The 21,574-nt window shown below is 66.3% G+C and carries 25 protein-coding genes; 19 read left to right on the top strand and 6 right to left on the bottom strand.

Features of this window, described 5'->3' with window-relative positions; translation table 11 throughout:
• Positions 1 to 12 precede the first annotated feature (12 nt).
• The 9 genes from ACSC1R_RS13985 to ACSC1R_RS14025 all read left to right on the top strand — a co-directional run bounded on the left by ACSC1R_RS13985 (position 13) and on the right by ACSC1R_RS14025 (position 5,691).
• The gene (locus tag ACSC1R_RS13985; protein WP_439028723.1) at positions 13 to 378 is read left to right on the top strand and encodes a 50S ribosomal protein L18e; all 366 of its coding nucleotides are present in this window, start codon (positions 13 to 15) and stop codon (positions 376 to 378) included.
• Entirely contained in the window at positions 375 to 815 is a 441-nt protein-coding gene (locus tag ACSC1R_RS13990) for a 50S ribosomal protein L13 (protein ID WP_439026343.1), read from the top strand. The genes ACSC1R_RS13985 and ACSC1R_RS13990 overlap by 4 nt, the downstream gene beginning before the upstream one ends.
• Entirely contained in the window at positions 809 to 1,204 is a 396-nt protein-coding gene (locus tag ACSC1R_RS13995) for a 30S ribosomal protein S9 (protein WP_439026344.1), read from the top strand. Before ACSC1R_RS13990 ends, ACSC1R_RS13995 begins: the two co-directional genes overlap by 7 nt.
• A 12-nt stretch (positions 1,205 to 1,216) precedes the next feature.
• Positions 1,217 to 1,411: a DNA-directed RNA polymerase subunit N gene (locus ACSC1R_RS14000; RefSeq protein WP_439026345.1), complete on the top strand. Its 195-nt coding sequence runs from the start codon at positions 1,217 to 1,219 to the stop codon at positions 1,409 to 1,411.
• Positions 1,411 to 1,596, top strand: coding sequence for a DNA-directed RNA polymerase subunit K (locus ACSC1R_RS14005; RefSeq protein WP_261651262.1), 186 nt, complete (start codon positions 1,411 to 1,413; stop codon positions 1,594 to 1,596). Before ACSC1R_RS14000 ends, ACSC1R_RS14005 begins: the two co-directional genes overlap by 1 nt.
• On the top strand, positions 1,593 to 2,798 hold the full coding sequence (eno, locus tag ACSC1R_RS14010) for a phosphopyruvate hydratase (protein WP_439026346.1): 1,206 nt from the start codon (positions 1,593 to 1,595) through the stop codon (positions 2,796 to 2,798). Before ACSC1R_RS14005 ends, eno begins: the two co-directional genes overlap by 4 nt.
• Positions 2,795 to 3,571 carry a 30S ribosomal protein S2 gene (rpsB, locus tag ACSC1R_RS14015; protein WP_439026347.1) on the top strand — a complete coding sequence of 259 codons (777 nt, stop codon included), beginning with the start codon at positions 2,795 to 2,797 and terminating at the stop codon, positions 3,569 to 3,571. The genes eno and rpsB overlap by 4 nt, the downstream gene beginning before the upstream one ends.
• 387 nt (positions 3,572 to 3,958) lie before the next feature.
• The gene (gene mvk, locus ACSC1R_RS14020) at positions 3,959 to 4,960 is read left to right on the top strand and encodes a mevalonate kinase (RefSeq protein WP_439026348.1); all 1,002 of its coding nucleotides are present in this window, start codon (positions 3,959 to 3,961) and stop codon (positions 4,958 to 4,960) included.
• On the top strand, positions 4,957 to 5,691 hold the full coding sequence (locus tag ACSC1R_RS14025) for an isopentenyl phosphate kinase (RefSeq protein ID WP_439026349.1): 735 nt from the start codon (positions 4,957 to 4,959) through the stop codon (positions 5,689 to 5,691). Before mvk ends, ACSC1R_RS14025 begins: the two co-directional genes overlap by 4 nt.
• A 30-nt stretch (positions 5,692 to 5,721) precedes the next feature.
• On the opposite strand, the gene ACSC1R_RS14030 is transcribed toward ACSC1R_RS14025, so the two are convergent.
• Positions 5,722 to 6,366, bottom strand: coding sequence for a CAP domain-containing protein (locus tag ACSC1R_RS14030; RefSeq protein WP_439026350.1), 645 nt, complete (start codon positions 6,364 to 6,366; stop codon positions 5,722 to 5,724).
• Positions 6,367 to 6,426: 60 nt separating this feature from the next.
• Positions 6,427 to 6,696, bottom strand: a complete 270-nt coding sequence (locus tag ACSC1R_RS14035) for an AN1-type zinc finger domain-containing protein (RefSeq protein ID WP_439026351.1) — start codon at positions 6,694 to 6,696, stop codon at positions 6,427 to 6,429.
• A gap of 404 nt (positions 6,697 to 7,100) precedes the next feature.
• On the opposite strand from ACSC1R_RS14035, the gene ACSC1R_RS14040 reads away from it, so the two are divergent.
• From ACSC1R_RS14040 to ACSC1R_RS14055, 4 genes are all read left to right on the top strand, one after another.
• Positions 7,101 to 8,453 (top strand): RNase J family beta-CASP ribonuclease, encoded by a 1,353-nt coding sequence (locus tag ACSC1R_RS14040; RefSeq protein ID WP_439026352.1) that lies wholly within the window; start codon positions 7,101 to 7,103, stop codon positions 8,451 to 8,453.
• Complete coding sequence (gene idsA3, locus ACSC1R_RS14045) at positions 8,453 to 9,502, top strand: geranylfarnesyl diphosphate synthase (protein ID WP_439028724.1); 1,050 nt, start codon at positions 8,453 to 8,455, stop codon at positions 9,500 to 9,502. Before ACSC1R_RS14040 ends, idsA3 begins: the two co-directional genes overlap by 1 nt.
• A gap of 116 nt (positions 9,503 to 9,618) precedes the next feature.
• Entirely contained in the window at positions 9,619 to 10,113 is a 495-nt protein-coding gene (locus ACSC1R_RS14050) for a hypothetical protein (protein ID WP_439026353.1), read from the top strand.
• 197 nt (positions 10,114 to 10,310) lie between these two features.
• The gene (locus tag ACSC1R_RS14055; protein ID WP_439026354.1) at positions 10,311 to 12,029 is read left to right on the top strand and encodes a glutamate--tRNA ligase; all 1,719 of its coding nucleotides are present in this window, start codon (positions 10,311 to 10,313) and stop codon (positions 12,027 to 12,029) included.
• 15 nt (positions 12,030 to 12,044) lie between these two features.
• Here ACSC1R_RS14055 and ACSC1R_RS14060 read toward each other — a convergent pair whose 3' ends face one another.
• Together ACSC1R_RS14060 and ACSC1R_RS14065 are read right to left on the bottom strand one after the other, a co-directional pair.
• Positions 12,045 to 12,548 carry a hypothetical protein gene (locus ACSC1R_RS14060; RefSeq protein ID WP_439026355.1) on the bottom strand — a complete coding sequence of 168 codons (504 nt, stop codon included), beginning with the start codon at positions 12,546 to 12,548 and terminating at the stop codon, positions 12,045 to 12,047.
• 1 nt (position 12,549) lies between these two features.
• Positions 12,550 to 13,041, bottom strand: coding sequence for a DUF456 family protein (locus ACSC1R_RS14065; RefSeq protein ID WP_439026356.1), 492 nt, complete (start codon positions 13,039 to 13,041; stop codon positions 12,550 to 12,552).
• Positions 13,042 to 13,258: 217 nt separating this feature from the next.
• On the opposite strand from ACSC1R_RS14065, the gene ACSC1R_RS14070 reads away from it, so the two are divergent.
• From ACSC1R_RS14070 to ACSC1R_RS14095, 6 genes are all read left to right on the top strand, one after another.
• Positions 13,259 to 13,588, top strand: a complete 330-nt coding sequence (locus ACSC1R_RS14070; protein ID WP_267639497.1) for a 4Fe-4S dicluster domain-containing protein — start codon at positions 13,259 to 13,261, stop codon at positions 13,586 to 13,588.
• Between the two features lie 27 nt (positions 13,589 to 13,615).
• Positions 13,616 to 14,455, top strand: coding sequence for an electron transfer flavoprotein subunit beta/FixA family protein (locus tag ACSC1R_RS14075; RefSeq protein WP_439028725.1), 840 nt, complete (start codon positions 13,616 to 13,618; stop codon positions 14,453 to 14,455).
• Positions 14,456 to 14,457: 2 nt separating this feature from the next.
• Positions 14,458 to 16,137, top strand: a complete 1,680-nt coding sequence (locus ACSC1R_RS14080) for an FAD-binding protein (RefSeq protein ID WP_439026357.1) — start codon at positions 14,458 to 14,460, stop codon at positions 16,135 to 16,137.
• Positions 16,130 to 17,797 (top strand): FAD-dependent monooxygenase, encoded by a 1,668-nt coding sequence (locus ACSC1R_RS14085; RefSeq protein ID WP_439026358.1) that lies wholly within the window; start codon positions 16,130 to 16,132, stop codon positions 17,795 to 17,797. The genes ACSC1R_RS14080 and ACSC1R_RS14085 overlap by 8 nt, the downstream gene beginning before the upstream one ends.
• Positions 17,794 to 18,144 (top strand): hypothetical protein, encoded by a 351-nt coding sequence (locus ACSC1R_RS14090; protein ID WP_439026359.1) that lies wholly within the window; start codon positions 17,794 to 17,796, stop codon positions 18,142 to 18,144. Before ACSC1R_RS14085 ends, ACSC1R_RS14090 begins: the two co-directional genes overlap by 4 nt.
• Before the next feature lie 195 nt (positions 18,145 to 18,339).
• The gene (locus ACSC1R_RS14095; protein WP_439026360.1) at positions 18,340 to 19,074 is read left to right on the top strand and encodes a GNAT family N-acetyltransferase; all 735 of its coding nucleotides are present in this window, start codon (positions 18,340 to 18,342) and stop codon (positions 19,072 to 19,074) included.
• A 15-nt stretch (positions 19,075 to 19,089) separates the two neighbouring features.
• Here ACSC1R_RS14095 and ACSC1R_RS14100 read toward each other — a convergent pair whose 3' ends face one another.
• Together ACSC1R_RS14100 and tmcA are read right to left on the bottom strand one after the other, a co-directional pair.
• A complete protein-coding gene (locus ACSC1R_RS14100) occupies positions 19,090 to 19,251 on the bottom strand; it encodes a hypothetical protein (protein WP_439026361.1) in 162 nt (53 codons plus the stop codon).
• Positions 19,252 to 19,304: 53 nt separating this feature from the next.
• The gene (gene tmcA, locus ACSC1R_RS14105) at positions 19,305 to 21,560 is read right to left on the bottom strand and encodes a tRNA(Met) cytidine acetyltransferase TmcA (RefSeq protein ID WP_439026362.1); all 2,256 of its coding nucleotides are present in this window, start codon (positions 21,558 to 21,560) and stop codon (positions 19,305 to 19,307) included.
• Positions 21,561 to 21,574: the final 14 nt, after the last annotated feature.

Genomic DNA, 21,574 nt, shown 5'->3' on the forward strand with positions numbered 1-21,574 from the left:
TCTCTCACAACTATCAGGAGGAAAGCAATGAGTAAGACGAATCCGAGGCTCGGCAGTCTCATCGCCGAGCTGAAGTCGGTGTCTCGTACAGAAGACGCTGACGTCTGGAGCGACGTCGCAGATCGACTCGAGAAACCACGGCGGACACACGCCGAGGTCAATCTCGGGCGTATCGAGCGCTACGCACGCGAAGACGAGACGGTCATCGTCCCGGGGAAGGTCCTCGGGTCCGGTGCCCTGCAGAAGTCGGTGACGGTCGCCGCCGTCGACTTCTCCTCGTCCGCGAAGACCAAGATCGAACAGGTCGGCGAGACGCTCGAACTGGAACAGGCAATCGAACAGAACCCCGAGGGCTCGAACGTCCGGGTGATCCGATGAATCTCGCAGAATTCGACGCTGACGTCGTCATCGACGCTCGTGACTGCATCATGGGTCGCGTCGCGTCCCAGGTCGCAGAGCGCGCGCTCGACGGCGAATCCATCGCCGTCGTCAACGCAGAGCAGACCGTCATCACCGGCTCGAAAGACGACATCATGTCCGTCTACGAGAAGCGGGTCGACGTCGGCTCCGACCAGGGACCGTACTACCCCAAGCGGCCGGACCGCATCTTCAAGCGGTCCATCCGCGGGATGCTCCCGTACAAGGAGTCCTACGGTCGTGAGGCGCTCGAGAGTGTCCGCGTGTACGTCGGAAACCCGTACGAGGACGAGGACGCAGAGATCCTCGACGGGACGTCACTGGACCGGCTCTCGAACATCAAGTTCGTCCAGCTGGGCGAAGTCTCCGAGAAACTGGGTGCTAACGTCACATGGTAACCAACACGTCCGGGAAGAAGAAGACGGCAATCGCCCGCGCGACCGTCAAGGACGGCAAAGGTCGCGTTCGAATCAACTCCAAGCCGGTCGAGCTCGTCGAGCCGGAGATCTCGCGTCTGAAGATGCTGGAACCGTTCCGCATCGTCGACGACATCCGTGACGACGTGGACGTCGACGTCCGCGTCTCCGGTGGCGGTATCAGTGGACAGGCAGACGCCGTCCGCACCGCCATCGCACGTGGTATCGTCCAGCACACTGGCGACGCCGAACTCCGCGATGCGTACATGGAGTTCGACCGTTCGCTGCTCGTCAACGACGTGCGCCAGTCCGAGCCCAAGAAGTGGGGCGGTCCCGGCGCTCGTGCCCGCTACCAGAAGTCCTACCGCTAAGGTGATCAAACCATGATGGTACCAGTCCGGTGTTTCACGTGCGGCAAGGTCGTCGGTGAGCACTGGGAGGAGTTCAAAGCGCGAACGCGCGACGGCGACGAAGACCCGCAAGAGGTGCTCGACGAGCTCGGCGTGGACCGGTACTGCTGCCGGCGCATGCTCGTCTCGCACAAGGACCTGGTCGACATCGTCTCCCCCTACCAGTGATGCCACGACAACGTTACAATCGGTACGAGAAGGCTCGCATCCTCGGCGCACGAGCGCTGCAGGTGTCGTACGGGGCGCCAGTCCTCATCGATACCGACCAGACGGAACCGATCCTCATCGCGGCCGAGGAGTACGACGCGAACGTGCTACCATTTACGGTCAAGCGCGGTGATGACGACACATGACTCTCATCACGGACGTCAGACTACGACGCGTGCTGGACTCGCGTGGTAACTCGACGGTCGAAGCCGACGTGCTCACAGAGAGCGGTGGGTTCGGTCGTGCTGCAGCACCGTCGGGTGCCAGCACCGGCGAGTACGAAGCTATCGAGCTTCCGCCGGGCGAAGCCATCGCAAAGGCCCGCGAACACGCGGTCCCTCGGTTGGTCAACTCGGCCTACGCGGGGAACCAGCGTGAGGTCGACGCGGCACTGCACGCCGCAGACGGCACCGACGACTTCTCGGAAATCGGTGCGAACAGTGCGGTCGCCATCTCGATGGCAGCCGCGAAGGCCGGCGCTGACATGCTCGGTGCACCGCTGTACCAGCATCTCGGCGGCGCGTTCCGTGGTGAGAACTTCCCGACACCGCTCGGGAACGTGGTCGGTGGTGGCGAACACGCCGCCGACGCGACCCACATCCAGGAGTTCCTCTCCGCGCCCGTCGGCGCGCCGAGCGTGTCCGACGCGGTGTTCGCCAACGCGGCGGTCCACGGCACGGTTGCAGACATCCTCGACGAGCGCGACGAGCCCTGCGGCAAGGGCGACGAGGGTGCCTGGGCACCGTCCATCGACGACGCCGAGGCGTTCGAGATCGTCGAGCAGGCGACCGACGAGGTCGCCGACGAGTTCGGGTTCGAGATCGGCTTCGGCCTCGACATGGCCGGTGCCGAACTGTACGACGCCGATGCCGAGGTTTACCGCTACGGTGACGAGGAGAAGACGACGGCCGAGCAGATCGACTACGTCGCAGAACTCGTCGAGGAGTACGACCTCGTCTACGTCGAGGACCCGCTCGACGAGAACGACTACGAGGCGTTCGCCGAGCTGACCGACCGTGTCGGTGACCAGACGCTCATCTGTGGGGACGACCTGTTCGTGACGAACACGGACCGTCTCCAGGATGGCATCGACCAGGGTGCGGGCAACAGCATCCTCATCAAGCCGAACCAGATCGGGACGCTTTCGGACGCGTTCGACGCCGTCGAACTCGCCACCCGTAACGGGTACGACTCGGTCATCTCTCACCGGTCGGGCGAGACCGAGGACACGACCATCGCACACCTCGCCGTGGCGACCGACGCACCGTTCATCAAGACGGGCGCGGTCGGCGGCGAGCGAACCGCAAAGCTCAACGAACTCATCCGAATCGCAGACGACGCACTATGACAGAGCAAGAGCAAGAACAGGAAGGGCTCGACGCCTCCGACGTCGACGTGGACCCCGAACCCGCCGAAGGCGCGGGTCCGGCGGCCGAAGTCGAGGATGCCGAGCCCGTCGACGCAGAGGACGCCGAGGCCGCGGAGGCCGAGGCTGAAGAAGCAGAGCCGACACTCGACGAGGACGTCATGTCCGACGAGGAGGCAGACCTCCTCATCCCGGTCGAGGACTACCTCGGCGCTGGTGTCCACATCGGTACCCAGCAGAAGACCAAGGACATGGAACGGTTCATCCACCGTGTCCGCACGGACGGGCTGTACGTGCTCGACGTGGGCAAGACGGACTCGCGAATCCGCACGGCTGCGGACTTCCTCGCGAACTACGCCCCCGAGCAGATTCTCGTCACTTCGTCGCGCCAGTACGGTCGCTTCCCGGCGAAGAAGTTCGCCGACGCCATCGGGGCACGCGCCCGCACCGGCCGGTTCATCCCGGGAACGCTGACGAACCCGAAGTACGACGGCTACATCGAGCCGGACGTCGTGGTCGTCACCGACCCCATCGGTGACAGCCAGGCCGTCAAGGAGGCCATCACGGTCGGCATCCCGGTCATCGCGATGTGTGACTCGAACAACCAGACCAGCAACGTCGACCTCGTCATCCCGACGAACAACAAGGGTCGCAAGGCCCTGTCGGTCGTCTACTGGCTGCTGGCCAACGAGACGCTCGACCGCCGCGGTGCCGAGCCGAGCTACTCGCTCGACGACTTCGAGAGCGGGATTTAAGCGGCTTTTCGAGGTTTCAGTTTCCGCTTCGTTTTCTGTCGATATCGGTTGGGTAGTGACGACTCCGGTTCACGGGAGTGGATTCACAGCCGGTAATCGTCGAGGGTGGAGGGTGGTTCGACCCGTCGTCGACTCGCGCTGGTGGAACTGGAAACCCGACCCCCACCGCACAGCTCCACAGCCACACCCTCCCCAGCCGACTCCCTTCGCTCCGTTTCGTTTCACTTCACTCCGCTCCAGTCGTCCCTCGCGCGCTTTCGACTCGCGGCTTCACTGCCGTTCAGCACGCTCGAAAGCGCGCGCCCCCGGAAATTCAGTCCCGCCATCAGCCACGAATCCCCACGTCGATTCGACAACACTCTTAGTCTCCCCCCGGCGAGAACGGGTATGCACACGGCAAGCGCTCCCGGCAAGGTGTACCTGTTCGGGGAGCACGCCGTCGTCTACGGCGAACCGGCGATTCCCTGCGCCGTGGAACGCCGGGCGACGGTGACGGTCGAGGAACGGTCGGATGGGCGACTGCGGGTGGACGCCAAGGACCTCCACATCGAGGGGTTCACCGTCGAGTACGGCGAGACGGGGCCGGCTGTCGACGCCCCGAAGGCGATACTGGAGGCCGCGACGGAGTACGTCGACGGGGCCGTCGCGCAGGCGCGTGACGCCGCGGACGCGCCCGAAGCGGGCTTCGACGTGACCGTTGAGAGTGATATTCCCCTCGGTGCGGGGCTGGGGTCGTCTGCAGCGGTGGTCGTCGCTGGCATCGCGGCGGCGACGCGGGAGCTCGGCGTCGAACTGGACCCCCGTGAAATCGCCGAGCGGGCGTACCAGGTCGAACTCGACGTACAGGACGGGCAGGCGTCGCGGGCGGACACGTTCTGTTCGGCGATGGGCGGTGCGGTCCGGGTTGAGGGCGACGACTGCCGGACGCTCGACGCGCCGGACCTGCCGTTCGTCATCGGCTACGACGGCGGGAGCGGGGACACCGGGAAACTGGTCGCGGGTGTCCGCGACCTGCGTGACCAGTACGGGTTCGCGGCTGACACGGTGGCGGCCATCGGGGACGTGGTCCGCGAGGGCGAACAACTGCTCGAAGCCAGCGAGGCCGGGGCGGCCGAGGACGAGGCCGTACTCGCCGAACTTGGCCGATTGATGGACTTCGACCACGGCCTGCTGGAGGCCCTCGGCGTCTCCTCACGGTCGCTCGACGACATGGTGTGGACTGCCCGCGAAGCTGGGTCACACGGCGCGAAACTCACGGGTGCAGGTGGCGGCGGGTGTATCGTCGCACTGGACCGCACCGACGGGACGGAGACCGCGCTCTCGTACGAGGCGGCGTGTGAAGAGGTGTTCCGGGCGGCACTCGCGCACGAGGGGGTGCGTGTCGAATGACCGCCCCCACGATTCTCAAACTGGGCGGGTCGGTCATCACGGACAAAGAGCGCGCCGAGACGGTCGACGGTCCGGCACTGGACCGGGCTGCCGACGCGGTCGCGGGCCACGACGACATCGTCGTCGTCCACGGCGGCGGCTCGTTCGGGCACCACAACGCGAAGGCCTACGGTGTGAGCACGACCGAGGGCACACACGACGTCGACGGCGTCCTCGACATCCACAACGCGATGAAGGCGCTGAACGGCATGGTCCTCCGGCGACTCCACGAACGGGACGTCCCGGCGGTTCCGGTCCACCCGTTCTCGGCCGCCAGCCGAGACGAGGCGGGCGAGTTGACGCTTCCTGCCCAGCAGGTCCAGACGATGCTCGACGAAGGGTTCGTCCCGGTGCTCCACGGTGACGTCGTCGCCCACGCCGGCGAGGGGGTGACGGTACTCTCCGGTGACGAGATCGTCACGTCACTCGCGGCGGCGCTCGACGCCTCGCGGGTCGGCCTCTGCTCGACCGTTCCCGGCGTGCTCGACGCCGAAGACGCCGTGATTCCCCGCATCGAGGCGTACGAGGACGTGGCCGACGTGCTGGGCGGTGCCGACACGACGGACGTCTCCGGCGGCATGGCCGGGAAGGTCAAGACCCTGCTCGCGCTCGGGATGCCGGCGTCTATCTTCGGACTCGACGCACTCGCAGATTTCCTCGGGGGCGAGTCGCCCGGGACGACCATCGAGTAGTCCCCCGGAGAACAGTTGGCGAAGACGGCCTCAACAGAAGTTCTGCGTGACGTACACGTGGGTCCGTCCACCCTCCTGGAGAACCCAGACACCGATTCCCTCGTCGTTCCAGTACGGCCGGAGCAGGTTCTCCCGGTGGCTCGGCGAGTCCATCCATCCGTCGACGGCTCGTTCTGCGAGCTCGTGTTCCGTGTAGGCGGTCCCGACGAAGCTGGTGTAGTAGATGTTCTCGCCACCGTTCGCGTAGGTCAACGAGCCCGTCCGGATGTGGCAGTCGTACCCGAAGGCGTCGTAGCGGTCGCCCACCGTCTCGCCGTCGGGGGCGGTGTGGGCGAAGTAGTCGTTCTGGGCCATGTCGCGGCTGTGGTAGCGGGCGATTTCGGCCAGCGCCGGGTCGTCCCCGAGCGGGGAGAGCCCTCTCGTCGCCCGTCGGTCGTTGACCGCTTCGTGGACGAGTCCTTCGAGCAGGACGGCGTCGACGGAGCCCGTCGCATCGTCGACTCGCGGCGTGTCGGTGCCCGGGTCGAGCCGCGGGCTGCGGTCCGCGGTCGCCCGGTCGAGGAACCCATCGCCGAACGCCGTGGCCTCTCGCTCGAGGTCGACGACACCGCCCAGGTGCAAGAGGGCGAGTGAGAGGACGAGGGCGGTGAGGATGGAGCTGGTGACCCGAGACATCGTCGACTCTTCTAGTCGCCCTGAGGAGAAAAACTGTCCACTCCCGGTCGGTCGTCTCACCTAGCGACGAAACCGTCGGAACGGGCCGAGGAGGGAACCGAGTGCGCTCGCGAGGACGTTCCCGTCGTCGTGGGATGAGCCCCGGTCGGTCAGGTTGTACGACTGGCCGATGAAGACGGGGTCCTCGGCCGCCCGGTCGGAGACCCGCGCCAGACCCTGGCAGTCGTGTCGTTCGGGCAGCCGGTGTGTGCCGCAGTGACGGTCACCGCACTCGTTGCAGGTGTACGGGAAGCCTTCCGGCTCTGTTCCGCAGTGCGCACACTCTCCCATAGCCGTGTCTAGTCCTGCCGAACATTAAGTCTGTGCACCACTCTGTCATGGGTCCGGTTCTCGGTCGATGGGCCACGATTCTGGTGACTGGATGGGCCATCGTCGGTCGCGTGCGTGGGTGGGCACGGGTCGACTCCGACCGGCCCCTCCTGTCTCTGTTCTGGCGACAGGACGGGTCGTCTTGCAACCCACGCGTTTTTAAGCCCGGGGCTTGAATGGGGCAACAACAGACCCCGCGGGTAAGTGTGGTGGGGGCCACGGCACGTGTCGTCGGTCCTTTCCTGACCGAGTTCCTCCACCACATAGCGGGATTCACGCCGACGCGCTGCAAGACGCCGGGGCGAGTGTCCCGACCAGTCGCGGGTCTTTACATACCGAGACGCGGCATTTCGGTGCTATCAACAATGGAAGTCGAAATCGCAACCATCGGCGGCTACGAAGAGGTCGGGCGGCAGATGACTGCCGTCCGCGCGGGCGACGACGTCGTGGTGTTCGACATGGGGCTCAACCTGTCCCAGGTCCTCATCCACGACAACGTCGAGACAGAGAAGATGCACAGCCTGGACCTCATCGACATGGGGGCCATCCCGGACGACCGGGTCATGAGCGAACTGGAGGGCGACGTACAGGCTATCGTCCCCACACACGGCCACCTCGACCACATCGGGGCCATCTCGAAGCTGGCGCACCGCTACAACGCGCCGGTCGTCGCGACCCCGTTCACCATCGAACTCGTCAAACAGCAGATCGAAGGTGAGCAGAAGTTCGGCGTCGAGAACGACCTCATCAAGATGGAAGCCGGCGAGACGATGTCCATCGGGGACTCCGGCCAGGTCGAACTCGAATTCGTCAACGTCACACACTCCATCATCGACGCCATCAACCCCGTTCTCCACACGCCCGAGGGTGCCGTCGTCTACGGCCTCGACAAGCGGATGGACCACACGCCGGTCATCGGCGACCCCATCGACATGGACCGGTTCCGCGAAATCGGGCGCGAGGGCAACGGTGTGCTGTGTTACATCGAGGACTGTACCAACGCGAACAAGAAGGGCCGAACGCCCTCCGAGGCCGTCGCACGACGCCACCTCAAGGACGTACTCTACTCCATGGAGGACTACACGGGCGGCATCGTCGCCACGACGTTCTCCAGCCACATCGCACGCGTGAAATCGCTCGTCGAGTTCGCCCGCGACATCGGCCGCCAGCCGGTGCTGCTCGGACGCTCGATGGAGAAGTATTCGGGGACGGCCGAACGCCTCGGCTTCGTCGACTTCCCGGGCGACCTCGGGATGTTCGGTCACCGGAAGTCCGTCGACCGCACCTTCAAGCGAGTCATGAAGGAGGGCAAGGGCAACTTCCTGCCCATCGTCACCGGTCACCAGGGCGAGCCGCGTGCGATGCTCACCCGGATGGCCCGCGGCGAGACGCCGTACCAGCTGGACGACGGTGACAAGGTCGTCTTCTCGGCCCGGGTCATCCCGGAGCCGACGAACGAGGGCCAGCGCTACCAGGCCGAGAAGCTCCTGGGCATGCAGGGCGCACGCATCTACGACGACATCCACGTCTCCGGTCACCTGAACAGCGAGGGCCACTACGAGATGCTCGACGCGCTCCAGCCCCAGCACATCATCCCGGCTCACCAGGACATGAAAGGCTTCTCCGGCTACGTCGACCTCGCCGAGAGCGAGGGGTACAAGATGGGCCGTGACCTTCACGTGACCCGGAACGGGAACATGATACAACTGACCGAATGATGACAGACCCCGAGACGCGAGAACAGACTGTGCTCGACGCGGTCGGCGAGCGACGCGAGCTCGTCAACCAGGGCATCACCGAGGAGATGCCCATCAAGCGCCCGGAGCGCCTCTGGGAGGCCTCGCGCTACCTGCTGGATGCGGGTGGCAAACGGCTCCGTCCGACCGTCTTGCTGGTGGTCGGCGAGGCGCTGATGGACGTCGAACCGCTGTCGACGGATTACCGCGAGTTCCCGTCACTGGCCGACCAGCCAGTCGACCTGATGGCGGCGGCGGTGAGCGTGGAAGTCATCCAGACGTTCACGCTCATCCACGACGACATCATGGACGACGACGACCTCCGGCGCGGCGTGCCGGCGGTCCACAAGGAGTTCGACCTCGACACCGCCATCCTGGCCGGTGACACGCTCTACTCGTCGGCGTTCGAGATAATGCTCAACGCGGATGCCCCGAGTTCGCAGGTGGTCGCGGCGATGGATACGCTCGCCTCGACCTGTACGAAGATCTGCGAGGGACAGAGCCTCGACGTCGCCTTCGAGGAGCGCGCAGACGTGCTCCCCGAGGAGTACCTCGAGATGGTCGAACAGAAGACCGCAGTGCTGTACGCCGCCTCGGCGGCCATCGCGGCGGAGTTGCTCTCGGCCGACGACGAGACCGTCGAGGCGCTCTACGGCTACGGGCTCGACATCGGGCGTGCGTTCCAGATTCAGGACGACGTGCTCGACCTGACGGTCCCGTCGGAGCAGCTGGGCAAGCAACGCGGCTCGGACCTCGTCGAGAACAAACAGACGCTCATCACGGTCCACGCCCGCGAACAGGGCGTCGACGTCGACGGACTGGTCGACACCGACAGCGTCGAGGACGTGACCGAGGCCGAGATAGAGGAGGCGGTGCAGGCGCTCGAAGACTCGGGCAGTATCGCGTACGCCAACGACAAGGCCCGCGAACTGGTCGAGCGCGGCAAGGACCGTCTCGAGTGCCTCCCGGACAACGAGGCACGCGACCTGCTGTGTGACATCGCGGACTACCTCATCGAGCGCGGCTACTGACCGCTGTCGGACCGCTTTCTCCCGATTCTGGGCACGACTCAGATTCTGAGTCGAGCGCTGACTCGGTGCTCGAAATCGTGCGCGGTTTTAGTGGCTCTCCGTCGGTACCGGTAGGTATGCCACAGGACAACACCAGAACGACGCGACGACGACTGCTCGCCGGTGGGGCGGCAGCAGTCTCGTTCGGTCTGGCCGGGTGTCTCGGCGGCGATTCCCAGATAGAACCCGAGCGTCCGAACGACGACGGCGAGGGCAGTCTCGGTGAGTTGCGGTGGATACTCGAAGAGCAGTACGCGATGCAGGTGACGAGCATGACGTTCAGTGAGGGCCGGGTCGATCTGGAGTACAGTTCACAGGCGACCTCCCGCGCGGAGTCCCGCGAGGAGATCGGTGCGGTCATCTCGGCGTACGGCCTCATCGTGGCACACGACGGCCCGTCTGAGGTTCTTCGGGCGACTATCGCGGACCGGTTCGCCGAACAGGCGACCTCCTACCAGATTCAGGCGTCGTGGGTGAAGCGATGGCGAAACGGCGACATGTCGGACTCGCTGGTGGCTCAGCGGGTGTTCAACACGCGGACCTTCCCGGAGTCCGCGGGCGCGACCCAGTAGTCCCGGCGAAGACCGGTGTGTCCGTGGCGAGCCGACTGGCGTCGGCACTGTGCAGTGTCGTACCATGGCGTATCCCGAAGTGGTCGACAGGCAACGACGGCGGCAACGATAGTGGAACGCGGTCCGTGGGTTCGGTTCGGCGGCGGCGCGGCGAGACATCACGACTGTTTTGACGCCCCTCGGAGTACGTGGGGGTAATGGACGATTCACTCCGCGAGCAGGTCGAAGAGGAGGCAGAGAAACACGCCCTGTTCAACGCCATCAAGCACGAGAGCGAGGCGAACGTCGGGGCGGTCATGGGCCCGCTCATGGGGGATAACCCCGAGTTCCGCCAGCACGGCGACGAGATTCCCGGTATCGTCGGGCAGGTGTGTGGCCGGGTCAACGGCCTGGATCTCGCGGGCAAGCGAGAGCGACTGGGCGAACTCGCCCCAGAGATGCTCGAGGAACTCGACGCAGAGGAGGAGGAGGACGACCGCGTGCTGGGCGACCTCCCGAACGTCGACGAGTACGACCAGGTCCGCATGCGCTGTGCGCCGAACCCGAACGGGCCGTGGCACCTCGGCCACGCCCGGATGCCCGCCGTCATCGGGACGTACAAGGAGCTGTACGACGGCTGGTTCTGCGTCCGCTTCGACGACACAGACCCGGAGACGAAACGCCCGGACCTCGACGCCTACGACGCCATCCTGGAGGACGTGGAGTATCTCGGGTTCGAGCCCGACGACGTGTTCAAGGCGAGCGACCGCGTCGAGACCTACTACGACCACGCCCGCGAACTCATCGAGATGGGCGGGGCGTACACTTGCTCGTGCTCGGGCGAGGAGTTCTCCGAGCTGAAGAACGACGGGAAGCCGTGCCCGCACCGAGACAAGGACACGGAGACGACCATGGCGGAGTTCGAAGACATGGTGGCCGGGGAGTATTCCTCCGGCGAGATGGTCCTGCGCGTGAAGACCGACATCGAGCACAAGAATCCGGCGTTGCGTGACTGGGTCGCCTTCCGGATGATAGACACGCCTCACCCGCGCGAGGTGGCCGAAGACTACCGCTGCTGGCCGATGCTCGACTTCCAGTCCGGCGTCGACGACCATCTCGTCGGTATCACCCACATCATCCGCGGCATCGACCTGCAGGACTCCGCGAAGCGCCAGCGCTTCCTCTACGACTACTTCGGCTGGGAGTACCCCGAGGTCGTCCACTGGGGCCACGTCCAGGTCGACGCCTACGACATCAAGATGTCCACGTCGACCATCAAGCAGTACATCGACGAGGGCAAACTCGACGGCTGGGACGACCCCCGCGCGCCGACCATCCAGAGCCTGCGCCGCCGGGGCATCCGCGGCGACGCCATCGTGGAGTCGATGCTCGAACTCGGCACCTCCACGAGCGACGTCGACCTCGCGATGTCGACGGTGTACTCGAAGAATCGCGACCACATCGACGACACGGCGGACCGCCAGTTCCTCGTCCGTGACGGCACCGAACTCGGTATCGTCGGCGGTGCGCCGGAGGCCGGCCACCCGCCGGTCCACCCGGACCACGAGGACCGTGGCGACCGCGACATCCCGGTCGGCTCGGCCGTCCTCGTCGAACCCGACGACCTGCCCGAGCGCGAGGAGCGCATCTGGCTGAAGGGCCTGGGCTGCTTCCGGTTCACCCGTGACGCCCTGCAGTACACCGGCGACGACATCGACGCGGTCCGTGAGGAGGGCGTCGACGTCATCCACTGGGTGCCAGCCGAGGACAACGTCCCGGTCGAGCTGTGGACCATGGACGGGGTCGTAGAGGGCAACGCCGAACCCGGCTTCCGCGACCAGCCCGTCGACGCGATGGTGCAGTTCGAGCGCGTCGGCTTCGCCCGGGTGGACGCACACGAGGACGAGAAGTCCGTCGCGTACTTCGCACACAAGTAGCGAAACTCTGGACACTCAGACGATTCCGAGCGCCAGCCAGCCGGCGACCACGACCGCGACGACGCCGACGGTCAGTCCGACCGCGCCCCGAACCGCGTTGGCCGCCGCTCGCGGGTCGGTATTCTGTTCTTCGACCACGTAACAGTCGTCCAGCACGTGCGCACGGCCGAGTTCGTAGTCAGCGTCGGGGTCGGTCGTCTCGCTCGCGTGGCCCACGGCGAAGACCTCGTCGGGTCTCTGCGGTTGGTTCTCGTCGCCCCCGGCGACACTGGCACCTGCGAGGTCGACGACCGCGGTCCCCGTGTCGTCGCTGAGGTAGAGTCGCTCGTCTCCGTCCGGTGCTTCGGTTGCCGTCACCGTCCCAGCGACCAGCGCGGTCCCCCGCGAGAGGGTCGCGATTCTGGTCCGTTCGACCCGCGAGAGGAAGTGCCAGCGCCGGAGTCGGGACGCGCCGTACTGGAAGAACGCGACACCGAGGGGGAACAACCCCATCGGGAACACCACCTGCACCCCGGCCATCTCACAGCAACACCGCGACGAGGAACCCGACGAGCATCGAAGCCGTCAGGAGCACCTGCACGACGATGCTGGCGAGGATGCCGACCGTGGTGTACGCGGCGGCCCGCGCGGCGTGGTTGTGGTCGCCTTTCTGGTAGAGTTCGACGGCGAAGACGGTCCCGGCGACGCCGAGGATGATGCCGAGAGGGCCGACGACGAACAGGAGGACGAACCCGACGAGTCCCGCGAGCGCGGTGGTCGTCCACGAGGCACCGCTGGCGCGGGTCGAGACCACGTCCGCGAGCTGGTCGGCCACGACTGCGAACAGACCGACGAGGACGAGCGCGACCGCGGCGAGGGTACTCAGTCCGTCCCCCACGTACCAGTAGCCTGCGACGGCCGCGACGGAGACGAGTGGGCCGGGCAACGAGGGGACGGCGCTGCCGACGACCCCGATGACGAGAAGGACGAGCGCGACCAGAAACGCGGGGTCGGCGAGACCTGTCGAAACCATACGTCGAGTACTCGCTTCCGGGAGATGGTTCTTTCCCAGGACGGCCGGGCTTGAGCACCACGTCACCCGTCGAATGCAACCGATTCGTCACGTTCGGCTGTGTGGCCGGTCGTACCGGCAATCGGCCCGTCACCTCACGCGACCGAAAATCGCAGGCGAGCGTGGTTGTTCATGGACGTAGATTTAAGTTCCCGCCGTGGGTTGCCACTAGGTGACAATGGCCATAGACCCGAACTTCGAGGACAACCGCGAAGTCGTCGACGAACACAACGGACACGACGTGTGGGGCCCGGTGGACGAACCCGAGACGCTCGGCATCCACGGGACCCACGTCGCCGTCGACTTCGACATCTGTCTGGCCGACGGTGCCTGTCTGGAAGACTGCCCGGTCGACGTGTTCGAATGGGTGGACACGCCGGGGCATCCGGAGTCTGAGATAAAGGCCGACCCGGCCAACGAGGCGCAGTGCATCGACTGCATGCTCTGTGTCGACGTGTGCCCGGTCGACGCCATCGACGTGGACGCCGGCCGCCAGGGGCGAGCATAAGCGAACATGACGCTCAACATCGCTGTGATGACGAAGGGGGTGCCGGACTTCCGCGAGGGGCAGGTGTCGTTCGACGAGGACGGCCACCTCGAACGGGGGAAGACACCCACGGTGATGAATCCGAACGACAAGTTCGCGCTCCGGGCCGCTTTGCAGACGAAGGTTCGCCACGGCGGGAACGTGACACTGCTGTCGATGGGCCCCCCCGGCTACGAGGGCATCCTCGAAGAGGGGATGCGCGACGTCTACGCCGACGACCTCGTCCTGGTGTCGGACCGCGAGTTCGCGGCCGCCGACACCTGGGCGACGTCCATCACGCTCGGGACCGCCATGGAGCACATGGACGACATGCCGGACATCGTGTTCGCGGGCTTCAAGACCGCGGACGGGGAGACGGGCCACACCGGCCCGCAGACCTGCTGGTGTCTGGACTGGCCCATCGTGACCCACGTCGTCTCGCTCGACATCGACGAGGAGGCCGGGAAACTCCGGGCCAGGCGACTCGTCGAGGGCGACGTAGACGAGATAGAGACGGTCGAGGCGCCGATGCCGTGTTTCGTCGTGACCGACCCGGACTTCGAGCCGAGCTACCGTCGCGCCGACCACCGGCTCCGGCTGAAGGACCTGCGCGCCGAGACGAAAGCACGCGCGGAGAACTTCAAGGACCACCTCACGATGTGGAACCACGAGGAGTTGAACCTCGACCCGGACTACGTCGGTCTGGACGGCTCGCCGACGATCGTCTCCTCTGTCGACCCCATCCCGAAGGCTCCCGCCGAGCGCGAGGCCACGATGGTCACACCAGAGGACGAAGAGGGCATGGAATCGGTGATGGAAGAGCTGACGCCGTTCGTGGCGGGTGATTGACGATGCCTGAACTGGACCCCAACGACTACGACATCTCCGAACTCGGCCCGGCACTGAAAGACATCGAGGACGTCGAGGAACTGCGCGAGATACTGGCCGCCGAGGAGGCGGGCCAGGACCGCGTCGGCGCGAAGAAGCTCATCGAGAGCCGCATCGAGAAGTTCGAGGACGACGGTGAGGAGGTCGACGCGGACGCGCTCGACCCGACCGAGATGTCCGCGGCGGACGTCGGGAACGCCGTCCGGGACATCGACGACGTCGACCAGCTGCGATCGCTACTCGAACGCGAGGAGGCGGGCGACGACCGTTCGAGCGCGAAGAAGCTCATCCAGAAGCGCATCGACGACCTCTCCGAGAGCGAGGAGGAAGAAGGCGAAGTCGAAGCCGACCTTCCACCCGAGGAGAAGTACCCCGAACTCGACCACCCGACCGCGGACAAGCGTCACGTCCGGGCCATCGAGGACGGCACCTACCGCGACATGTGGGTGTACTGTGAGACCCAGCGCGGCGAACTGCTCGACGTCTCCCGGGAGATGCTCGGGAAGGCACGCCAGTTGATGGACGACTACAACGACGACTACGACGAGGCCGAACGCGTCGTCGCGGTCCTCATCGGCGACGACGTCGAACGCCTCGCCGACGAGTGCATCGCGCTCGGGGCCGACGTGGTCGTCTACAAGGAAGACGAGCGTCTGCACCGGTTCCGGCACAAGGCGTTCACCGAGATATTCTGCGACATGGCCCGCTGGGGCGGCGACCCCGGCGTCGGCAACCCCGAGGAGAGCGACTGGCGAGACTACGACGAACCCCGGTACGCGCTCTTCCCGGCGACGAACAACGGTCGCGACCTCTCCGCGCTGGTACAGGGCGAACTCGACTCCGGGCTCGCCTCGGACTGTTCCGGCCTGTACATCGAGAGCGCCGAGATTTCGAACCCGGTCAAAACTGGAAAGCCGGGGACGACCAGAACGTTCGAGCGCATCCTGCACATGAAGCGCCCGGACTTCTCGGGCTTCGAGTACTCGACCATCCTCTGTATCGACAACCCGCACCGGGACTTCCACCCGCAGGGTGGGTCGGTCATCCCGGGGAGCTTCGAGATACCCGAGCCCGACGAGAGCCGCGAGGGCGAAGTCGTCCACCGCGACACCGACCTCTCCGACGACTGGTTCCGCGTCGAGGTGCAAGACGCCGACGTGCTCGACAGCGGCGTCGACCTCACGGGCCACGAGGTCATCGTGGCCATGGGTCGCGGTATCGGCGACGACCCGACCCGCGGCATGGAACTGGGCCTCGAACTCGCCGACTGCTTCGAGGACGCCGACCTCGGCGTGACCCGTGGCATCGTCACTGGCTCGTACCAGTTCGACGGCCACGTCGAGCAGTACACCCACGAGGAGCGCCAGATCGGCGAGACCGGGCAGGTCGTCGAGCCGAAGCTGTACATCGCCGCCGGCATCTCCGGCGCGGTCCAGCACAAGGTCGGCATGGACGAATCGGACACCATCATCGCCATCAACACGGACCCGGACGCCAGAATCCGGGACTTCTCTGATTACTTCATCGAAGGAGACCTGTTCGACGTGCTACCGAGACTCATCGAAGCCGCCAAGACCGGGGAGCTGAGTGCTGCAGTCGCGAACACCGCCGTCGCCGGTGCCGGAGGTGACGACGATGACTGAGCGAGAGCACTACGAGGCGGTCGTCGTCGGGGCCGGTCCCGGTGGGGCAGCTGCCGCGGCACGGCTGGCCGACCACGGGGTCGAGACGCTGGTGCTCGAACGCGGCGTCGACGCCGGTTCGAAGAACGTCTCCGGCGGGCTCATCTACGCCGAACGCTCCGCGCCGTACACCATCGACGACCTGTTCCCGGACTTCCGCGAGGAGGCCGCAGAACGCGAGATAACCGACTACTACATGGACAATCTCGCGGACGGAAAGGTCAAGACGTACGACCTGACGTCGCTCCACGAGAACGACACGCTGTGGTGTGACGCGGTGCTCCGGCGCAAGATGGACTCCTGGCTCGCCGAGCGGGTCCACGAGAAGTGTCGCGAGACCGGTGGAGGCCTCCTGACCGAGGTCCGTGTCAACGGCCTGCTCCGGGAGAACGGTGAGATAATCGGTGTCACCTGCGACGAACTCGACGACATCGAGGCGGACATCGTCATCGCGGCCGACGGCGTGAACTCCGAACTCGCGCGGGAGGCGGGCCTGATGGACTGGGAGGACCCGGACGAGTACTTCCAGGGTGTGAAGGCGGTCGTCGACCTGCCGGAGGGCCACGTCGAGGAGGCTTTCGACATCGGCGAGGAGGAGGGCGTCGCCCGCCTGTTCTCCGGCGACCTGTTCCAGGGCGTCCGGGGTGGCGGGTTCATGTACACCAACGAGGACACGCTCTCCATCGGGACCGTGTTCCACCTCGACAGCATCGCCAGCGAACGCGCCGAACCGCAGGAGCTGCTCGACGCCCTGTTGACGCACCCGCATCTCGGGCAGTGGTTGCCCGACGAGTACGTCGAACTGGAGTACTCCGCGAAGCTCGTGCCGGACTCGAAGAAGGCCGCGCTGAAACGCCCACACCGGGACCGGCTGCTGGTCGTCGGCGACGCCGCCGGACAGATGCAGGCCCAGGGCCCCATCATCAAGGGGATGAACCACGCCGTCACGGCGGGTGCCCTCGCGGCCGACGCGTTCGTCACCGCGAAGGGTCGCTCGGGCATCACGGCGGGCCAGCGCTACACCCAGATGCTCGAGCGCGAGGGCGTGATGGGCAAACTCCGCCCGAAGGCGTACGAGTGGACCAGTCCCGTCACGGAGAACTCGACGCTCGCGGGCGTCATGGAGACGGTCGCGAAGTCCCCGGTCGGCAAGGCCGCACTCGGCCTCGGCGTCACCGAGTCGGTGGTCAAGCGAGCGTTCAACTCACCGCGGATGATGACCATACTGCCGGACATCCGCCCGGCCTACGTCACCATTCCGACCCTGCTCGCGAAGACGCAAGGTGTCCCGGTCGAGGGCGAGAACACGGTCGAGCCGCCGAGCCTCGAAGAGCGCATCGGCGACCTGACCTACGACACCGACATCGGGAATCCACACATCACCCTCGAAGACGAGTCGTTCGCGGCCAGCGGGACCGCCGTCACAGCCTGTCCGGTGTCCGCCGAGGGCTTCGGAGGGGGCTGTTACCGGTCCGAGATGGTCAAGACGAACGGCTCCGAGGAGAAACTCGTCAGCCTCGACACCCAGCCCTGCGTCGAGTGTGGCACCTGTGCCGTAGTCGCCGACACCACCTGGGAGCACCCGCGCGGCGGGAAGGGCGTCGAGTACAAACAGGGATGAACGTCCGGGCGCGCATCGACGAACTCGAAGCCGAGGTCGAGCGCGCCGAACAGACGTTCGACCCGCCCGCGGACCCGGACGACCGTGCCAGACGGTACTGCCGCGAGGGAGTCGGCCCGACCGTCGTGTTGTACGTGGACTGTCGGACCGGTGGCCCACACCTGCCGGCCGAGCAATGCAGCCGACTCGAAGCCGTGTTGAACCGATGGCTCGACCTCTACGGGCGCTGTTACGGGGTCGACCTGAACACGACCTTCCCGCTGCGGACGGCGGCCGAGTTGCTCATCGAGACGCACAGTGCGGTCGACGTGGCACAGTTGTTGACGACGGTGCCCGAGCGGCACTGACCGTCCCGTTCCGCTTTCGTGGTCTCCTGTTTTGACGGTCTTCCCGACGACGATTCGAGTTCGTCCACCCTGAAAAGCCCGGGACGGTACAGGGTCAGGACCTATATACAGGCCAGTACCCGGCCGTTCGCTCCCGCTTCTCCCCGGCTAATTTCACGAACAACCATTAAGTAGCGGGCAGTGGTAACAGTACTCATGAAACTCACTGACAAACTGAGCTTCGACCACGAGGACCGTCAGGAACTCTACGAGTACGTCGAGAGCCACGGGACGGTCAAGCGAAAGGAAGTCGAACAGGCGCTCAAGATGGACCCACGAGCGGTACGACATCACGTCGCCATCCTGAAGCGCGACGGCTACCTGACCGACGAGGGCGGCGTCCTGCGGGTCGCCTTCGAGGACGAGACTGCAGCCGAGGAACACGTCAGTGACGAGGTCGAGTTCGTCATCCGGCAGGCCCACCAGTCCGACCTCTCCGGCCTCATCGGTGCCATCCGACACGTCGCCGACGAGGGCACCTACATCGAGGCCGAGGAGGTCGCGGACATCCTCGACCACGAGGAGGTACTGCTCCGGCACAACGAACTCGAATCGCGGATGTTCTTCGTCGCGACCGTCGACGAGGACGTGGTGGGCTGGGTCCACATTCGTGTGCCGGAGATGGAGAAACTCCGTCACAACGCAGAACTCACCGTGGGCGTGCTCGCGGAGTACCGCGGACACGACATCGGGAGCCACCTGCTCGAACGCGGCGTCAACTGGGCGAAACAGAACGGCTACGAGAAACTGTACAACAGCGTCCCGGCGACGAACGAGGGGGCCATCGAGTTCCTCGAGAAGCACGGCTGGGAGACCGAAGCAGTTCGGGAGCACCACTACAAGATAGACGACGACTACGTGGACGAAGTGATGATGGCGGTGTCGCTCTGACCGACTCGTGACCGCTCAGGGCCACTCGTTCTCTTTTCCGTCGATGGGTTCGGTGACGACCCCGTCTTGCTGTCCGAGTCCGCGAGCGTGCGAGACGCAGACGTTTCTGTCCTCGGCCCACGGGACGTGGAGCCTGACGGCGGCCTCGCGGTCACAGTCGGGTTCCGAACAGCGCATAGACCGGCTTCTCCCCCCAGCCTAACGAAACTATCTGTCGTGCCTGGTCCTCCTCAGGTCTCTTCGTCGCGGTGTCTGTCGCGTTCTTCCCTGGCCGTTTCGTCGCCGTAGTCGTCGACGAGGGGGCGAAGGCCGTCGCCCACGGCCCGCATCGCCATCCGACCAGAGTGGTACCCGAGTTCGTCGGCGACGGTGTCGGCGTCGTGTGCCTGCAGGATTCGAGCGACGAGGACGCGCTCGTGTTCGGCGTCGAGGGCAGTGGCTCCCGGGTCCGGGTCGACCAGGTGCTTCACGACGAGGGCCCGGAACGGGCCGGGAGCGACGTCGTACAGTCCGGGGCCGTAGGCCGTCCCTGCGACGGCACGCCAGGCCATCGCGTCGAGGTCAAGGGACACGTCGACCTCGCAGGCGTGGAGAGCGGCCCGGACCTCGTCCGGCTCCATGTCCCGCAGGGCGTCGGTCAGGACGCCGTCGATTCGACGGGCGAACCAGTTCGCGTGCCGGTCGTGGAGGTCCTCGCCGGCGGGCGAACACGGGGAGAGCATCACGGCGGAGTACTCGCCCGAGACGTCGTTCCTGGTGGTCGAGAGGTGGACCGTGTGGTAGTCGTTGCGGTCCCAGAACCGGAGGAGGTCGGGAGTCGCCCCGTAGCCGACGCCGAGCCAGTCGACGTCGTCCGTGTACTCTTCGCGGACGCGAGCGAGCAGGTGCGAGCCGAGCCCCCGGCCACGCGCGACGTGGTGGGTCGCGATGCGGACCACACGCTGGCCGACCGGTCCGGCGGCGGCTTCGTCGCGTAACTGGCTCGTCAGTACGTCGGGAATCATGTTCCCGTTGATGCGCCCGCCCTCGTAGATGCGGGCGCGTGTCTCCTCGTCGAGGCCGCCTTCGCGTGCGAGCAGGGCCACGCTGACGACGTGACCGTCGTGCGAGAGCGTTCGCACCGTGAGGTTCGGCGCGTCGAGCAACCGGGCGAGGTCGTCGGGCTGGGTCTGGTAGTGTGCGAGGACGAGCAGTCCGAAAGTCTCCCGGAGGAGCGTCGGGTTCGCGAGCAGGTCCTCGGCGCTCGGCTGCCCGTACTCGACCGACCCCGGGGTCGCCGCAGCCACCAGCTGGTCGACCGGCGGCCGGGCGTCGAGGCCGAGGGCGTTGAACGACCACACCTCCACGGGGTCACCGGCGGCGTACCGGATGGGGGTCGTGAGGCGCGCTTCGCGGACCTCGTGGTCGCTGTCGTCGAGGTGGGCCCGGAACCGGACCGAGAAGCCCCTGCCTGCACCTTCGTAGCCGTGGATGGTCGAGGCGTAGGCGACGCGGTCGGCGGCGAGCGTAGCGTCCAGCAGGCGGACCGAGATGGCGGCGGCCTCGTCCACGACGAGGATGTCCGGTTCGGTGGCCTGTTCGGCAGCCCGTGGCGGTGGTTCGTACCTGACTTCCCCGCCGGTCGTGGTGACGAGGTGGGTGTTCTCGTCGGGGTGGTCGCCAGCGACCGCCAGCACGTCGAACAGTTCACGCGCCCGGTCGAACGCCTCGGCCGCGTTCCGGTAGCTGGGTGCGGTGACGAGCACGTCCTGCCCGTCGGCGGCGAACGCGCCGGCCGCGATGCCGGCGGCGCTCGACTTCCCACGGCCGCGGTCGGCTTCCAGCACCAGGGCGCGGTTCGCGTGTTTCAGAAACTCGAAGTCGTGGACGGCCTCGACCTGGTCGGCCGTCCGGCACGCCTCGTAGGCCGCCCCGGGGAAGTCGAACTCGGCGGGTGGTGAGAACGGTGGGTCGGGACGGCGGGGCGCAGGGTGCGTCAGTCCGTCGTCCTCGACGGTCCCAGAATCGACGTCGTAGATGGCGATACCGCGATGTGCCCTGAGCGTCTCGACGAACCGCGAGCGGAAGTGGCCGGTCACGTCGTCCTGGGTGAACGGGAGGACGGCCATCCCCGCGTCGAAGTCGTCGCGGCGGTCCGGCCACTCCGAGAGTGGCGGTGTGAGCAGGACAAGGAGACCGCCGCCGTCGACTGCACCGGTGACCTGTCCGAGTGTGTTCGGGCGCAACTGGTCGTGGGCGTCGACGACGATGCACTCGTGAGTCGTCCCGAGCAGCGACCCCGCCTGACGCGGGCCGACCTGCGGGCAGCGCAGGAAGTCGTGCTCGCTCACCAGTGCGGTGGCGGTGATGGGTACCGCGAGCTCGTCGAGGACCTGCTGGACGACCGCCTCGCAGTTCCCGCGAGCACCTGTCAGGACGAGGACTCGTCGCTCGTTCACCGACCGGGCTTCCGCACGGAGTGCGGTCGCCACCTCGACTGCGTCCATGCCTCCTCGTTGGC

This window comes from Haloarchaeobius ordinarius, from assembly GCF_051801355.1.
Classification (GTDB): Archaea; Halobacteriota; Halobacteria; order Halobacteriales; family Natrialbaceae; genus Haloarchaeobius.

Coding starts and splice junctions, on each gene's coding strand:
- ACSC1R_RS14000 (WP_439026345.1), top strand. CDS start 1,217: ATGATGGTACCAGTCCGGTGTTTCACGTGCGGCAAGGTCGTCGGTGAG.
- ACSC1R_RS14085 (WP_439026358.1), top strand. CDS start 16,130: ATGACTGAGCGAGAGCACTACGAGGCGGTCGTCGTCGGGGCCGGTCCC.
- ACSC1R_RS14080 (WP_439026357.1), top strand. CDS start 14,458: ATGCCTGAACTGGACCCCAACGACTACGACATCTCCGAACTCGGCCCG.
- ACSC1R_RS13990 (WP_439026343.1), top strand. CDS start 375: ATGAATCTCGCAGAATTCGACGCTGACGTCGTCATCGACGCTCGTGAC.
- ACSC1R_RS14060 (WP_439026355.1), bottom strand. CDS start 12,548: ATGGCCGGGGTGCAGGTGGTGTTCCCGATGGGGTTGTTCCCCCTCGGT.
- ACSC1R_RS14005 (WP_261651262.1), top strand. CDS start 1,411: ATGCCACGACAACGTTACAATCGGTACGAGAAGGCTCGCATCCTCGGC.
- ACSC1R_RS14095 (WP_439026360.1), top strand. CDS start 18,340: ATGAAACTCACTGACAAACTGAGCTTCGACCACGAGGACCGTCAGGAA.
- ACSC1R_RS14030 (WP_439026350.1), bottom strand. CDS start 6,366: ATGTCTCGGGTCACCAGCTCCATCCTCACCGCCCTCGTCCTCTCACTC.
- tmcA (WP_439026362.1), bottom strand. CDS start 21,560: ATGGACGCAGTCGAGGTGGCGACCGCACTCCGTGCGGAAGCCCGGTCG.
- ACSC1R_RS14050 (WP_439026353.1), top strand. CDS start 9,619: ATGCCACAGGACAACACCAGAACGACGCGACGACGACTGCTCGCCGGT.
- ACSC1R_RS14100 (WP_439026361.1), bottom strand. CDS start 19,251: ATGCGCTGTTCGGAACCCGACTGTGACCGCGAGGCCGCCGTCAGGCTC.
- ACSC1R_RS14090 (WP_439026359.1), top strand. CDS start 17,794: ATGAACGTCCGGGCGCGCATCGACGAACTCGAAGCCGAGGTCGAGCGC.
- ACSC1R_RS14055 (WP_439026354.1), top strand. CDS start 10,311: ATGGACGATTCACTCCGCGAGCAGGTCGAAGAGGAGGCAGAGAAACAC.
- eno (WP_439026346.1), top strand. CDS start 1,593: ATGACTCTCATCACGGACGTCAGACTACGACGCGTGCTGGACTCGCGT.
- ACSC1R_RS14040 (WP_439026352.1), top strand. CDS start 7,101: ATGGAAGTCGAAATCGCAACCATCGGCGGCTACGAAGAGGTCGGGCGG.
- ACSC1R_RS14075 (WP_439028725.1), top strand. CDS start 13,616: ATGACGAAGGGGGTGCCGGACTTCCGCGAGGGGCAGGTGTCGTTCGAC.
- ACSC1R_RS14025 (WP_439026349.1), top strand. CDS start 4,957: ATGACCGCCCCCACGATTCTCAAACTGGGCGGGTCGGTCATCACGGAC.
- rpsB (WP_439026347.1), top strand. CDS start 2,795: ATGACAGAGCAAGAGCAAGAACAGGAAGGGCTCGACGCCTCCGACGTC.
- ACSC1R_RS14070 (WP_267639497.1), top strand. CDS start 13,259: ATGGCCATAGACCCGAACTTCGAGGACAACCGCGAAGTCGTCGACGAA.
- ACSC1R_RS14065 (WP_439026356.1), bottom strand. CDS start 13,041: ATGGTTTCGACAGGTCTCGCCGACCCCGCGTTTCTGGTCGCGCTCGTC.
- ACSC1R_RS13995 (WP_439026344.1), top strand. CDS start 809: ATGGTAACCAACACGTCCGGGAAGAAGAAGACGGCAATCGCCCGCGCG.
- idsA3 (WP_439028724.1), top strand. CDS start 8,453: ATGACAGACCCCGAGACGCGAGAACAGACTGTGCTCGACGCGGTCGGC.
- ACSC1R_RS14035 (WP_439026351.1), bottom strand. CDS start 6,696: ATGGGAGAGTGTGCGCACTGCGGAACAGAGCCGGAAGGCTTCCCGTAC.
- mvk (WP_439026348.1), top strand. CDS start 3,959: ATGCACACGGCAAGCGCTCCCGGCAAGGTGTACCTGTTCGGGGAGCAC.